The following is a 15,308-nucleotide window of genomic DNA, read 5'->3' on the forward strand; positions in this document are numbered from 1 at the left end:
CTCAACCCGTATTACGACCTTGTCTAATACGGGCTACGGTTTCGAGTATAGTGGTAATTTGCGTTGAACGTATTAGAAGTTGTAATAAGTTCACATATTGTTAATTCTGAGTGGTCACCCGAAGCACTTCAGCTAAAGAGGTGTCTCCTGCAAGGACCCGCTTAAAACCATCATCACGGATACTCGGCATAGTAGGTCTTAAATATTCTTCCATCAGCTGTAAATTTTCATTCCGATGAATCATGCCTCTTAAGGTATCATCAATGGTAATCAATTCATAAATACTTGTCCGGCCCCTATATCCCAAGTGATTACACAAATCACAACCTTTAGGTTCACACACCTTAGATAAATCCGCATCAGGGGCAAGGTTCATCAGCTCTTTTTCATCGTCTCTTAACTGGTGCGGGGTTTTACAATGAGGGCAAAGCTTACGGACCAGGCGTTGGGCAATCAAGCCAACGATACTTGATGATAAAAGAAAGGATTCTACGCCCATATCACGTAAACGTGTTAACGCACCCAATGCGCTATTCGTATGTAAGGTGGAAAGCACCAAGTGTCCTGTTAAGCTCGCCTGTACCGCAATTTCTGCCGTTTCCAGGTCACGAATTTCTCCAATCATTACCACATCGGGGTCTTGACGTAAAATCGCTCGTAAGCCCTTAGCAAAGGTCATCTGAACTTTAGTATTAACTTGCGTTTGACCTATCCCTTCCAAGTCATACTCAATAGGGTCTTCAATAGTTAAAATATTTCGAGTAACCTCGTTTAGCTCCGTAAGCATCGCATACAAGGAAGTTGTTTTTCCCGAGCCCGTAGGGCCGGTAACTAAAATAATTCCATGAGGTTCGGCAATTAATTGACGAATCGTTACTAAAGCTGGGGCAGGCATACCCAAAAGATTCAAATCCAATTGTGCCGCTTGCTTATCTAAAATCCGCAATACCACCCGTTCACCGTGATTTGAGGGAAGGGTGGATACACGCACGTCAATATTGTGCCCACCAATACGCAGCGAAATACGTCCATCTTGAGGTATACGCTTTTCAGCGATATCAAGCTTTGCCATTACTTTAACGCGAGAAATTACTAAAGGGGCGATGGCACGTTGGATTTCTAATACTTCATGCAATACACCATCAATACGATTGCGAACTAATACGCGATCTTCATAAGTTTCAATATGAATATCTGATGCTTTTTGTTTTATTGCTTGCGTAAATAAAGCATTAAGTAAACGAATGATGGGCGCATCATCCTGATTTTCTAATAAATCTTCACTGACTGGAAGCTGGCTTGCTAATAAAGAAAGATCCATATCTTCTTCCATTCCACCAGCAGCCTCTAAAATAGATGATTTAGATTGATAAGTATTTGCCAGGTGCTGTTGAAAAGCAGATTCATCGACCTGTTTTAATGACAACTCACACTGCAGCAGCCGCTTCACTTCGGCAAGCGATTGCAGAGAGACATTAGGTAAGTGGTAAATAACTGCTTTACCATCAACCAACTCACTCCCTACAACAATCCCATGGTTTTTAGCAAAACTGTAAGGAATTTTAAGGGATCTTTCTTCAGTATCCATAGCTTACTTAGTCACTAATAAGGGTGGACGGCTGAAAGGCCGAGGCAAATCAGCTCGCTTCAATGCAGGCAACACAGTCGAGTTATTACTTTGCAGATAAGCCTCTTCTGAGCGTAACCAATCTAATTGATACTGACGAGTATGGTTGTATCTCTGGTCCGTTGCATTTACCGTATCACGTTCATTACGTAGAATAATGGGCTTAATAAACACCATCAGCACTCGTTTATCACGGGTGTGGATACTGCGTTTAAATAATCTGCCAACACCGGGGATATCGCCGAGAATAGGAATACGATTATTATCGCTGCTTAAGCTATCCTGCGTAAGTCCGCCCAAGACAACCACATTACCACTTTCAACATGCACTGAAGTCACAATACTACTGATCCTAAAAGTTGGTATGGTGGATGTTTCTGCAACTACGGGTGGGTCTAAAGTATCATTTCCTTGGTCAATTTGCATTTGAATGCCATTGCCACGAGTTATTTGAGGCCGTACATAAAGATGTAAGGCAACATTAACCCGATCGAAGGTAGTAAACGGGCTTGATACTGGGGCAGTACCATTGGCATTGTTTGGATAGTTAGATGAAGCAACAGAAACCTGCTTACCTACAAGAATTTTAGCTTGGCGATTATCCAGAACGACAACAGAAGGGGTGGATAGAATATTCGCTTTATGCGCGCGCGCCAGAGCATAAATTTGCGCTTGGAAATCGTCAATACGAGCTTGGCTATTAATAATAGCAAAACCATTTCTAAAGCCGCTAGGTTTGCCCGTTTGCTGGTCCGTACCCCATTCAATACCTAAATCATTCGCATCCTCTTGGTTAATTTCAGCAACCAAGGCCTCAATTAGTAATTGCGCGGGTTTAATATCTAATTGTGAAATCACTCGTTTTAAAACGCGAATAACAGAAGAAGGGGCATTAAGAATAATGGAATTAGTATTTGGCTCTCCAATAATTTGTACTGATGGTTTAGTAGAGCCTTCATTTTGGGTGCTGGCTGAAGATGTATTTGCTGTCGCTGATGATGCAGTTAAGCCAGAAGCCATATTATTGTTATTTGAGCTCATTTGGCTATTTTGATTATTTGCCAAATTTGAAGCAGGATTTGTACTATCTAAGGCAGGTCTGGTAATGGTACCAATTGTTGTACCGACATTCCCACTAAAATTTGCTTGAGCAATACCTGCAAGAATAGGGACTAGATCTTCCGCACGCATATAATTGAGATACACTACTTGAGTATTGCTATTCAAACCGGCTGAACTTTCCCGGTCTAGCTTTAAAATAAGCATTCTCAGACGTATTCTATCTGTTTTGGAGCCGCTGATTAAAAGAGAATTGGAGCGATCATCTGCGGAAATAGAAATTTGTGTCCGGCCTCCGGCCATATTTGGTTGAGCCTTTATCAAATCTTTCAGCGTTGTTGCGATATCCATCGCTAAAGAATGTCTTAATGGAACAATGTCAATCCCGTTGGCAGTTGAGTTATCGACCTGCTTTATGATGTCGGCAAGGCTATTAATATTGTTTGCACGACCCGAAAGTATCAGCATATTAGAAGGGCCATAAGCAGACACGCTACTCCATTGTGGCATTAACGGTCTTAGAACCGGTACTAATTGCTCTGCTGGGACATAATGTACTGGAACTACAGCCACCATCATGTCATCACCACGGGGAGGCGTTCTTATATCAGATGATTGAGTTTTCGCATCAATATTGGGAATAATTTTAATAATTTCGCCACTGGGTATTGCCGCATATCCAGAAACTTGCAGTACAGAAAGGAAAACTTGATACAGTTCATGGGCAGACATTGGGGTAGAAGATACTATGGAGATTTTTCCTTGCACTCTTGGATCAATTACAAAGTTTTTGCCCGTAACACGAGAAACCTCAGCAATCACTGCGCGAATATCGGCATTACGTAAATTCCACAATTGAGTATTTTCAGGCATGGTTTGTGCGGTATCTCCGCTATTCGCTGTAGTGTTTGCAGCAGCTAGGGACGATTGATTTTTGGGTGCCGCCTTATTATTGGTTGCGCTTATTTTTAGGGACAGCGTGCGCTGTAATTCTCTGGCTGTTGGATAATCACTAATTGGGCCAATTTGCACGAGATAGAGGCGTTTATCGGAGAGGTTTTTTATCTCTATGGGGGAATCAACGAATTTGGATAATTGCTTTTTTCGTTGTTGCGCATCTTTTTCTAAATTAAAGGCGCCAGCCTGAAGAAAGAATGTTGTATTTCCATCCTTGGTAGTTGTTGAAATATTAATGTCATTCGCAAAAACAAATGTAGAACATAATATTAAAATTGTAAGTACTATCGAGCGCATTGAAAAACCGCAAAATCCTAGATAGTAACATGATATCTAAATTTAAAAACTTAACAACAGATTTTTTAAGATTTTAGGGGGATATAGTTGATTTATAAAGGAAAATGGTGGCTATGGGTGGACTCGAACCACCGACCTCAGCATTATGAGTGCCGCGCTCTAACCGGCTGAGCTACATAGCCACGAGGACCGAGATTGTGTCCTTTTAGCGGGCATATGTCAATACTTAAATTAATAAAAATAAGGTTTTTTTTAAAATAATTAATAACTTCATTGGTTTTGGTTATTATTTACTCAGAGGAAGGGCATATAGCGCATTGATGTTTGTGCCGCTTTGGGTGGAGAACTTATTGAGGGAGGTAGAGTATAGCCCGTATTAGACGCCAGTCGTAATACGGGCTACAGATTTAGATAATCAACAGATAAAGAGCTCCAGGTCCACGCAATACCTGTACTAGTAACTCATTTTTCTTCTGTTGAGCAACTTGTTGCAATGATTTTACATCTTTAACTGGAGTCTTATTAGCTGAGATAATAATATCACCAGGTCTCAGCCCCGCACGCCAGCCCGCACTACTTTCTACCGCACCGACAACTTGTACTCCTGTTACATTGCCATGAGGTGGCGTTTCTTGATCAAATGCTCTTAATGCCAAACCATAAAGGAATGGGTTACTTGATTGTAGCTTTTGTTCATGGGTTTTAACGTCAGTAACTACCGCATCAAGAGTAATGGGCTTACCATCACGTTGGACCATAATTTTGGCACTAGAACCTACACGTAATAAGCTGACGGTTGTTTTTACCTGGGTTCCTTGGGTAATTTTAGTATTATTAATTTGAGTAATAATATCGCCAGCTTTTAAACCTGCAAACTCTGCTGGAGAACCAGGATTAACCTGTGCAACTAAAGCCCCTTGAAAATCTTCTGGATAGCCCATTGCTTGAGCCAATTCTGGAGTTAAGTGTTGGACAAAAATCCCCATCAATCCACGATGAATTGAACCGTATTTTATAATTTGTTGGGCTACATCCTTTGCCATGTTAATTGGAATAGCAAAACCAATACCTACGTTACCACCATAAGGCGAAAGAATTGCAGTATTAATACCAATTAACTCTCCTTTAGAGTTAACCAAAGCCCCACCTGAGTTACCTGGGTTAATTGCAGCGTCAGTTTGGATGAAGTTTTCTACCCCTTCAATATTTAAATCGCTACGCTTTAAGGCACTAACAATACCGAAGGTTGCAGATTGACTGTTACCAAAACTGTTTAAACCAAAGGGATTACCAATTGCTACTACGAAATCACCGACTTGCAGTTGATCAGAGTCACCGATAGGTAATGATTTTAGGTTTTTGGCATCAATTTTTAATACTGCCAAATCAGTTTCGCTATCACCGCCGATTAGTTTTGCTTTCAAACGTCGACCATCTTGTAAGGTAATGGTAATCAGTGTGGCATTGCGAATCACATGATCATTGGTAATAATTACTCCATTTTTAGGATCGACGATTACCCCTGAACCAATGCTTTCAAACTTGCGTCCTTTTTCAGGCAATTGTCTAGAGCGTCTATTATTTTGTGCTTCTTCTTCAGCAGCAGCTCCGGGAGCACTGATTTCATTGGGTAAGTAACCTTGTACGGCAACATTTACTATGGCAGGCATAATATTTTTTAATACCGGTGCCATGCTTGGTATAGCCACCACTTCATCTGCTGCATGAGCGAGCGGCATAGTTGCCAGAAGCAGGGCACTAAAGAGTAGTTTCATGCTTTTTATCATTTCTAGTCCTGAGGTTGAGGTTGATTATTAAACCAGATTAAGGTGCCTATTCTACCTGTTTGAGAGGTTTTTCGATAGGAAAACAACTCATTTTCTGACTCAAAAGTACATAATTCGGACTGATATACCGCATTTATGCCTTGAGAGATCAGCACCATCTCCGCAATTTTCGGCAAATTAGCCAGCCATTTGGTGTTAGCTGGTTTAAATGCTTCTTTGCTAAAAGGATATTTTGTGGTGAAGGCTTGGTATACCTCATCGCCCACTTCATAACATTTTTGGCAAATTGCGGGTCCTATCCATGCGAGCAGATCAGAGGCCTTGCTGTGCATTTTGGCAAGCGTGTTTTCAACGATGCCATTTACTAAGCCTTTCCAACCTGCATGAATGGCGGCAATTTCATTGCCTTGTACATTGCATAGAGTAATGGGTAAACAATCTGCAGTAAGAATCACCAGCGGATGTTTACTTGAGCGTGTTACTGAGGCATCTGCCTCTCGGTTTGCATCTTCTTCGACTAATACGCAACGAGTACTGTGTGTTTGGCGCAACCATTGAGGTTCACCAGGTAAATGCAGTAACTCCACCAATTGTTGGCGGTTTTGCAAAACATGATGATCGTTATCTCCAATTCCTAATCCCAGGTTATTAGAGTTATATGGGGCCAAGCTATATCCCGATAGGCGTGTTGTGCTTAGAGCGGTAATATTCTTAGGCGCTGGCCAACAGGCTAAATTAGTCTTCATAATGCGCGTCCAGTGTGTTAAGAAGATGTTGAAAATCATCAGGCAAAGGAGCGGTAAATGTCAACTCCTCGTCCGTTTCGGGATGGAAAAAAGAAAGGCTGCAGGCATGCAGTGCTTGTCTTTTAAACTCCTGAATAAGTGTTCTTAGCTCGTCTGATGCTTGAGCTGGAACCTTCATACGGCCACCATAAAGTTGATCACCTACCACGGGATGATTAATATGAGCCAGATGAACGCGAATCTGATGGGTGCGTCCGGTCATTAATTTAACATCCAGCAGCGTAAAGTCCTGATATTGTTTATTTATGGAGTAATGAGTGATGGCTTCACGACCATGCTCAAGTACCGCCATCTTTAGGCGGTTACGAGGATGACGTCCAAATCCTGTCTCAATTGTAGCACCCGAAATGAGATGGCCTTGCACTAAAGTAATATAGTGGCGTTGAATTTCTCGAGCCTGCATTTGTCGTATAAGAGAGGTATGAGCCGTTAAACTTTTGGCTACTACTAATAATCCCGTTGTGTCTTTATCCAAGCGATGAATAATTCCAGCTCTAGGCAAAAGGTGTTGAGAGGGCGCATGGTGTAGTAAGGCGTTAACCAATGTATGTTCTCTATTTCCTGCACCTGGGTGTACTACCATATTCGCAGGTTTATTCAATACCAGTAATTCCTCGTCTTCAAAAACGATATTTAATGGAATTTCTTCCGGGGCACAAGAGTCAAAACTGGGATCACTGACATTAAAATCAACGTTAATTTCAATGAGGTCACCATCTAAAGCTTTATCTTTAGGCTTGCAGGGTTTCTGGTTCATGGTGACTGAGCCACTCTTAATCCAGTTACTGATTTGTGAGCGGGAGTATTCGGGAAGTAAATGCGCGAGCACGCTGTCTATGCGCTGATTATGGTGCTCGCGAGGAACGGTTAATTGTTTTTGAATATGTTCTATCATTAGGATGTGTGAGCCTCAACTTCAACAAGACGTCCACGTAATGAGTTAGGTAATGCCTCATTAATATGAACATTAACAAATTGGCCAATTAAATGGGCCGGTCCATCAAAATTCACCACACGATTGCACTCAGTACGACCAGAAAGTTGTTGGCTATCTCTTTTGGCATGCCCAGTAACTAATATTCTTTGCGTGCTATCAATCATTGATTGGCTATAGCGTGATGACTGCAGCAGTAATCGGTTTTGGAGGATTTGTAGACGTTGTTTTTTGACTTCCATTGGGGTGTCATCAGGTAAGTTAGCCGCAGGTGTTCCTGGTCTTGGGCTATAAATAAAGCTAAACGAGATGTCAAAACCGATTTCGTGTACTAGATCCATTGTTGCTTGGAAGTCTTTATCCGTTTCCCCAGGAAAACCAACAATAATGTCTGTAGACAGGCGAATATCAGGACGTACTTTACGTAGTTTTCTGATTTTTGATTTAAACTCTAAGGCGGTGTAGCCGCGTTTCATAAGACCCAAAATACGGTCAGAGCCACTTTGTATTGGTAAATGTAAGTGATTCGCCAATTCAGGCACTTCTGCATAGGCGTTTATTAAGTTATCTGAAAATGCTAAGGGATGAGAAGTGGTGAAACGAATTCGGCCGATTCCATCAATTGCAGCAATATAATGAATTAATAAAGCTAAATCAGCAATGTCTCCATTTTCCATTTTGCCACGGTAATCATTAACGTTTTGCCCCAGTAGGTTGATTTCACGCACACCTTGGGTCGCTAAATGGTAGCATTCAGCCAATACATCATCAAAAGGACGGCTGATTTCTTCACCGCGAGTATAAGGGACGACACAGAAACTGCAGTATTTGCTACAACCTTCCATTATAGAAACGAAAGCTGTTGGTCCTTCTGCTCTTGGCGCAGGTAAATGGTCAAATTTTTCAATTTCTGGGAAGCTAATATCGACAACCGGCTTTTTCTTTTCGATACGTTCATTTAACATGGCTGGTAGGCGATGTAAGGTTTGTGGGCCAAAAACCAGATCGACAAAAGGGGCTCGTTTCACAATATCAGAGCCTTCTTGGCTTGCCACGCAACCGCCAACACCAATGACTACATGGGGATTTTTGGCTTTATAATCACGCCATTGTCCTAATTGAGAGAAGACCTTCTCTTGTGCTTTTTCGCGAATAGAGCAGGTATTAAGTAATATTACGTCTGCCTCTTCTACGTGATCCGTTTTTTCCAGACCATGAGACTCTCGCAATACTTCTGCCATTTTTGTTGAATCGTATTCATTCATTTGGCAGCCATTTGTTTTGATATACAGTTTTTTAGCCATGTTAAAAATCTACTTTTAAAGATAATGCAGGTTTGTTGCGTGCCGATTAAACCTACATTGAGATCACAATTTGAGTGTATTATACCCAAGAAACTTCAAAATGCCATTTTTGTGAGTAAGTTCATGATTAGTTGGGGAAGGGGTACTCCTCATTTTGAGGAGTTACGGCGAAGTATCTCCTGAATGTGGCATATCCCTACCACATTCGGGATGACGTTGCATGAAGAAGCTTAATTCACGCTTTGACAATAAGTTTCTTTAATCTTAGGTAAAATAAGTAAGGCAATAAACATGCCTAAAGGAAGAATAGCTAATCCCGTATGATAAGCCTCCATGGGATAAACACGAACGTTTCCATTTAACTCACCCGTCCATAATCTATCAAGAATATAGCCGATAAGTGGTTGTGCCAGAGCAATCCCTATCATATTCATCATGTTCATAAAACTTAAGCCAGTAGCAACATATTTTTTATTGCACAATTCTTTTACTACGGTAAACGCAGGTAAAAATCCCGCAGAAAATATACCAAAGAAAAAGAGGAAAAATTGCATTAAAAGAGAGGAACTAATTGGAGCAAAGATAAAGAATGAGGAGCAGAAAAGGGCGCCAACACAACCTATATACATTGGTGGTTTACGTAAGCCTATACGGTTGGAAAATATTCCCCATAAAGGGCTAGCTATTGCCCAGCCAACGAATACTAAGGAAATATAATTAGCGGCAGCTTCTTTACTAATCGCCATTTTTGCCATAAGAAATGACACTCCCCAAAGCCCACAAAATACAGGAGTGGCCATATACATCAACCCACCATAACAGGCGACTAACCAAATTTGCTTATTTTTCATTAAGGCAATTAAGCTAGGAATTAAATGCTCTTCTTCTTCTTCGGGGTGCTGATGTTCGGTCGGATGGTAGTTCTTGGGGGTATCTTTAGCAATTATAAAAATCAAAATGGCAAGAACAAGGCCTATATACCCCATAATCATCATGCTTTTACGCCAGCCGAAAACATCAATAAGCAAGGCTAATGGCGCTTCACCGCCAATGGCGCCAAGCATACCAATGGTTACCATTAAACCTGTTAATAAGGCAAAGCGATGTGCAGGAAACCAGTTTGCTGCCAATTTCATGGTTCCTACTGCTGCAAATGCAGAGCCAAAGCCAATCATTAGTCGGGCAATGCATGCCATAAAAAAGTTATCCGTCATCCCAAAGGCAATGGTACTTACAGCGCAAACTAGGGTTGCTAGTGTTAAAAGGCGATGGGGTCCAAAATAATCCATTAGTACACCACCGGGAAGTTGCATCGCCGCATACGAATAGAAATAGACTCCTGATAAGATACCTAGTGTTTGGCCGGTAACCGCAAAATCCCGCATTAACTCATTACTCATTACACCGGGGGATACTTGGAGAAGGCACTCATAAAAATAGAACAAACAAGCTAATCCCCATACAATCCATGACATAATGGAACCTTTGCCAGAATGTTCTAGCGATTGCGTATTGTAATGTGCCATTATTGTTTCATTCTCCAGATTCGTCCATCAAAAGCCAACCGCCAAAAATAACACATTAATATCAAACACATCAAATAAAATATCAGCTTGCTTAGTTGGAACCCATATTTTATGACCAGTAAGCATCTTATTTATCATTTGCATCATTCGGAGCATCAATAACCACTCTGGTTCCTTGCATACCTCCGCCTGGTAAATCTACAAACTCTTCATTAAGCCATCGCGCATCCTCAGTAAACATACGTACACAACCATGACTTGCTCTATACCCTGGAACATCATCGCTACCATGCAATGCATAGCCACGGAAAAAGTGCATGCAATAAGGCATTAAAGCGCCACCGCTTTCACCATAAGCTCGTTGTGGAAACACCGTAGAGACACAATCTATATCTTGCTTGCGGATAATACGAAAAGAACCAGTGGGTGTTGTACATCCACCACGTACACCAGGACATTTACTGATTCCAGATGAAATAGGCCCCCACCAAAGAAGTTCTCCGTCAACATCATAGGCAGCCCAGGCTAATTTTTTTTGGCTTACGTAAATTGTTTTTTCACCTGTAGATTCTATATAACGAGGGAAAGGGGATACATCATAAATTGTTAAGCGATCAATGTTCTTAGGGACGGCAATGGTCATCCCTGGGCGTAAGGAGATATTCATGCGATTAATACGACGTACCATATCGCGTTCTTCGGCATCAGGAAAGAGCGTATCCCAACTTTCCCCTTTTTTTATTTTGATGCAGAGGTAATCGGGTGAGCTACATAAGCTTTCTCCATATCGTGTGGTGGCAGCGAGTGCAGATGGATAGGGCAGCATAAAATATGCCGCAATCAACATTGATATCATAATTTTCATGGCATGATCTCAATTTGGAGTTTTATATTATCGTTAGCGGCATGTTTCTGAATAACTTTAATAAATTGTATTGTCAGAGAGGGTAATGCTATAGCCCGTATTACGACTCGTCAAATACGGGCTACAGGTTAGTTTGTTGTTACTGCAGGGGTGGGTTTAATTTCTTTCCAGGCTGCATGTATATCACCCAGTAATTCATTTGATTTGACCAATAATTCAGCATCATTATGTAAATTAGCTTTTAAAAGTAATATTTCTATATGCTCATAAATTTGCAGTAAGTTAGCTGCTATTTCGCCGCCTTCTTCCTGATTTAGGCAGGCTTTTAAACCTGCAATAATACTTAATGCTTTACTTATATGTTCGCCTTTTTCTTGAATTTGTTTACGTGCCATACTTCCCTGCGCTGAAGCAATATGGTTACGGGCGCCCTGCAGGAGCATGTTGATTAACTCATGTGGATCTGCTGCTTCTACTCGAGTTTTTAGCTCAATGGTCTTATATTGATCTGCTACTTTTTTATAGGGATTTTTCATGCATTAATACCTCTTAGGTCCATTCTCAATTGACCACCATAGTTAAAGCTGGTCAATTGAGTTTATCTATTTAATCTTTAACCTTTAGCTTAGGTAAATTAGCCAGAACCTGTGTAAGCATTCCGCTGGTGTCTTGCAGTTTGGAGATAAGCAGATCAACAGCATTCCAGCGTTTTAAGTATTTCTGCTCAAGCACCTTACTTCGTTCATCAATTTGTTTTTGTTCTTTATCCAACTGAGTAATGTTTTTATTTAATGTTTCGTTTCGTTCTTCAAACTCACCTTTTTCGCCTATATAGCTATCAAGCATCTTATTCAGGAGAACGGCTACTCCATCATTGACAAGAATCTGACCACGGTTACCCGTACCACCACCAATAACATTAATTGATAGGGTATTGAATTTCCCAGCTCCCGTCAGGGTCACACCGTCGGTTGATATTCCGGGTAGATCTCCAATTCTTCCTGTTAAACTCACTCCAGGAACGAAATCAGTTAAAACAATATCATAACTACCTGCAGCAACTTTCGTATCTATGGAGTTAATTTGAATATTGGGATCCGTAGCGGTGATGGATTTTGCAAATAACGCGCCAATTGCTTCGAAATTTTCATTAAGAGCTGTTTTAAACGTTTCTTGGTTTAATTCCAATATGCCGCCTCTCTTGGTTGTAATCCCTATATCAGCAAGTGATTGGAACGGATTACCTGCAGGACCAGTAAAATTACTTATGACTTGCTGCAAGTCCTGTTTTAAACTTTTTATTTGTACATCACCTTGGAAATAACCACTTGTTTTAGTTTCTTCATCATAGCCAAGAGCGTTGCTTATAAGCGTCATGCATTCATTATATTTTTTAATGAATTCGTTGATGCATGTTGTTAAATGCTCTTGGTTGTTTGTAATCGTTAAGTTAATGTTTGTACTGGTAACTTCTTTTAAATTAAGTGTAACCCCTGCAAACACGTCATTAAGCTGATTAGTACTTTGAGTTATTTTCATACCATTAACAAGCACAATACTATTCTGCGCTGCCAAATTCTGCGTTAAGGACGTATTATTAGTTGTCGGATCGTAATTTAATGCTGCAATATCACTAATAATTTGCATCGCATGATTTTCTCCAGTTTCCGATGAGCTAAGGCTTAACCGGGCTCCTAAGCTATCCTGTACGATGCAAGCACTTACTCCAGAATTGGCGGCATTAATTGCATCACAAACAGCAGCCAAGCTATCGCTGCCTGGCGAAATGGTAACCGTTAGCGGTGTTACCTCAGAGTTTGCTGTAAAAGTACTCAGATCACTATTATAGGTTCCGAAATTAAAGGTAATAGTACCAGTTCCTATAGAGGCTCCACTGTTTGCAAAATAGGCACTGGAAAGACTTTGTGATTGAGCTAAAGATTGTACTTGTACTTGATATGTTCCTGGTTGAGCCTGATTCGTAACTGTCGCATCAAAATATTTAGGATCGCTGATGGAGCTTTTCATTTTGTTGATTTGGCTCATATTGGATAAATTATTCAGCGTCGACTGCAAATTGGATAAAACGCTTTTAACTTGTCCAATAGCAGATATTTCTGCATTTGTAGAGATGAGTTTTTTATCGTGACGAGCTTGGATACGCGCTATGTCCGCCTTCACCATCGCATCTACCATGCCTTTAATATCGAGTCCAGATCCTATTCCAGGTGATGATAAGCCCATAATGTCCCTTATTATTTTTTTTATGTCGGTTATTTATCAGTAAACGGGTAATTTTTTAAACCCGTTTATTAACGGATCCATCAACTATTTCATCAAGTAAACTTAATAAATGCAAGTATTCGTCTGAAGGTATTTTACGTAGTACTTTATCTGAAATTTTTATTGTTACAATGCTTTGTAATAAGCCAGTTACGTTGTCAATTGTTTGCTTTACATCCGTATCCAAATTCTCTGTGGAGGTAGCACTTTTAGTCATTGGCTTAATATTTTTATCATTAAGTTTTACTAAGTCTGATTGTAATGTTTTATTTGTTGGTGGTATGGATTCAATTGTCATTTATTATTCCTATTTCCCATCGCAAACAGATGATAAGCTGTTAGGGCAATAAATAAAAACCGAAGTACAGATAACTGTACTTCGATTTAATACCTACTATTAGCTTAATAGAGAAAGAACAGATTGTGGCATGCTGTTTGCTTGTGCCAACATTGCTGTTCCAGCTTGTTGCAGGATTTGGTTTTTGGTTAATGTTGCCATTTCAGCTGCATAGTCAGTATCCTGGATACGGCTACGAGCAGCTTGAGTGTTATCAGAAATGTTTTCCAGGTTAGCAATAGTTGCTTCAAAACGATTTTCCATAGCACCCATAGCAGCACGGTTAGAAGAAATGCTTGCTAATGCTGAATCGATTCTTTGGATTGCTGTTTGTGCACCAGACTGAGTACTAATATCCAGAGTGTCGATACCGCTGGTATCAGTCATAATTGTACCAGAGGAGAATCCTAAGTTAGCAATAGTACCTCCTAGATAAATTACGTTATTACCAGTCATTGTTAATTGACCAGTTAACGCAGTACCTGATGTAAATGAACCTGAAGCTGTTAATGGAGTATCTCCAGTTTCAGTTACAGTAATATCACGTCCATCAGCAGCAGTTAAGGTAATGATAGTACCAGTTGCGTCTAATGAAGATACCACACCAGTTTGCGATGATTGGCTGTTAATCAAATCGTTAAGTGTAGTTGCTGTTAAGCCAGTATCGTCACCATTGAAGATGGTTATGCCATTGATGTCTAAATCATAAGCACCACCAGCAAAAGTAAGGGCACCAGTAGTACCTTGAGTTTTTGCAGTAACAGATAAACCATTAACATTTGCTGCATTGATTGCTGCGGCTTTAGCGAATGCAGAACCGGCACCTTGACCAGTAATGCTTGTAGCGTAAAGTGCAGAAGAAGCAATTGTTTTACTGCCTGGAGTGCCTGCCATAGCAATAGTAATGTCAGTAGCAGTAGCTGCAGCAACGTTAGTACCGGTAGCAGTTGCCAAGAAACCTACAGCACTAGCAGAAATACTCTCAATTCCAAAAGAAGTAGTTTGGTTTGCGTTAGCGCCAATCTGGAATGTAGCACTTGAGAATGCACCGTTAAGAATGCTTTGACCATTGAATTGAGTAAAGTTTGCAATATCGTTTAACTCGCCGATCAACTGAGTCACTTCATCTTGTAAGGCCAGGCGGTCAGCAGAACTGTTAGTACCGTTTGCTGCCTGAACTGCTAACATACGCATATCTTGCAAAATGTCAGTCGCTGTACCCATGCCGCCCTCAGCAATTTGCGAAAGAGAAATCGCATCGTTTGAGTTTTGAGCCGCTTTATTGACCCCATTAATTTGCGCAGTCATTAAGGTAGAAATTGCCAGACCTGCAGCATCATCTTTTGCACTATTAATTTTTAAACCAGATGAAAGTCTTTGAATTGCTGTAGACATTGCATCGGTGCTTTTCGCTAAATTACGCTGTGCCAATAGCGATGATACGTTGGTGTTAATAACTTGAGCCATATTTATAGTCTCCTCAGACCTGATCCCTGTGTGGGATTTTTTTCCGTTTAGTAATCAGG

The 15,308-nt window shown here is 40.7% G+C and carries 12 protein-coding genes and 1 tRNA gene; all 13 read right to left on the reverse strand.

Annotated features, from left to right (window positions below; all coding sequences use genetic code 11):
* Positions 1-100: 100 nt before the first annotated feature.
* The 13 genes from lspE to BN3124_RS11230 all read right to left on the reverse strand — a co-directional run bounded on the left by lspE (position 101) and on the right by BN3124_RS11230 (position 15,249).
* The gene (lspE, locus tag BN3124_RS11170; RefSeq protein ID WP_058534880.1) at positions 101-1,588 is read right to left on the reverse strand and encodes a GspE family T2SS ATPase variant LspE; all 1,488 of its coding nucleotides are present in this window, start codon (positions 1,586-1,588) and stop codon (positions 101-103) included.
* A 3-nt stretch (positions 1,589-1,591) separates the two neighbouring features.
* A complete protein-coding gene (lspD, locus tag BN3124_RS11175; RefSeq protein ID WP_058534881.1) occupies positions 1,592-3,940 on the reverse strand; it encodes a GspD family T2SS secretin variant LspD in 2,349 nt (782 codons plus the stop codon).
* 105 nt (positions 3,941-4,045) lie between these two features.
* Positions 4,046-4,122 (reverse strand) — tRNA-Met (locus BN3124_RS11180).
* 225 nt (positions 4,123-4,347) lie between these two features.
* Positions 4,348-5,727 carry a Do family serine endopeptidase gene (locus BN3124_RS11185; RefSeq protein WP_058534882.1) on the reverse strand — a complete coding sequence of 460 codons (1,380 nt, stop codon included), beginning with the start codon at positions 5,725-5,727 and terminating at the stop codon, positions 4,348-4,350.
* A 2-nt stretch (positions 5,728-5,729) separates the two neighbouring features.
* Positions 5,730-6,473: a peptidoglycan editing factor PgeF gene (gene pgeF / locus BN3124_RS11190; protein WP_058534883.1), complete on the reverse strand. Its 744-nt coding sequence runs from the start codon at positions 6,471-6,473 to the stop codon at positions 5,730-5,732.
* A complete protein-coding gene (rluD, locus tag BN3124_RS11195) occupies positions 6,463-7,428 on the reverse strand; it encodes a 23S rRNA pseudouridine(1911/1915/1917) synthase RluD (RefSeq protein WP_058534884.1) in 966 nt (321 codons plus the stop codon). Before rluD ends, pgeF begins: the two co-directional genes overlap by 11 nt.
* Positions 7,428-8,771 carry a tRNA (N6-isopentenyl adenosine(37)-C2)-methylthiotransferase MiaB gene (gene miaB / locus BN3124_RS11200; RefSeq protein WP_058534885.1) on the reverse strand — a complete coding sequence of 448 codons (1,344 nt, stop codon included), beginning with the start codon at positions 8,769-8,771 and terminating at the stop codon, positions 7,428-7,430. Before miaB ends, rluD begins: the two co-directional genes overlap by 1 nt.
* A 230-nt stretch (positions 8,772-9,001) precedes the next feature.
* A complete protein-coding gene (locus tag BN3124_RS11205) occupies positions 9,002-10,297 on the reverse strand; it encodes an MFS transporter (RefSeq protein ID WP_058534886.1) in 1,296 nt (431 codons plus the stop codon).
* A 127-nt stretch (positions 10,298-10,424) separates the two neighbouring features.
* A complete protein-coding gene (locus BN3124_RS11210; RefSeq protein WP_407927397.1) occupies positions 10,425-11,153 on the reverse strand; it encodes a L,D-transpeptidase in 729 nt (242 codons plus the stop codon).
* A 137-nt stretch (positions 11,154-11,290) separates the two neighbouring features.
* Positions 11,291-11,698: a flagellar export chaperone FliS gene (gene fliS / locus BN3124_RS11215; protein WP_058534887.1), complete on the reverse strand. Its 408-nt coding sequence runs from the start codon at positions 11,696-11,698 to the stop codon at positions 11,291-11,293.
* Positions 11,699-11,768: 70 nt separating this feature from the next.
* Positions 11,769-13,406 (reverse strand): flagellar filament capping protein FliD, encoded by a 1,638-nt coding sequence (fliD, locus tag BN3124_RS11220; protein WP_058534888.1) that lies wholly within the window; start codon positions 13,404-13,406, stop codon positions 11,769-11,771.
* 55 nt (positions 13,407-13,461) lie between these two features.
* Entirely contained in the window at positions 13,462-13,743 is a 282-nt protein-coding gene (locus BN3124_RS11225) for a hypothetical protein (protein WP_058534889.1), read from the reverse strand.
* Between the two features lie 99 nt (positions 13,744-13,842).
* On the reverse strand, positions 13,843-15,249 hold the full coding sequence (locus BN3124_RS11230) for a flagellin N-terminal helical domain-containing protein (protein ID WP_058534890.1): 1,407 nt from the start codon (positions 15,247-15,249) through the stop codon (positions 13,843-13,845).
* Between the last annotated feature and the right edge of the window lie 59 nt (positions 15,250-15,308).

It is taken from the genome of Legionella saoudiensis (genome assembly GCF_001465875.1).
In the GTDB taxonomy this organism is placed as follows: Bacteria; Pseudomonadota; Gammaproteobacteria; order Legionellales; family Legionellaceae; genus Legionella; species Legionella saoudiensis.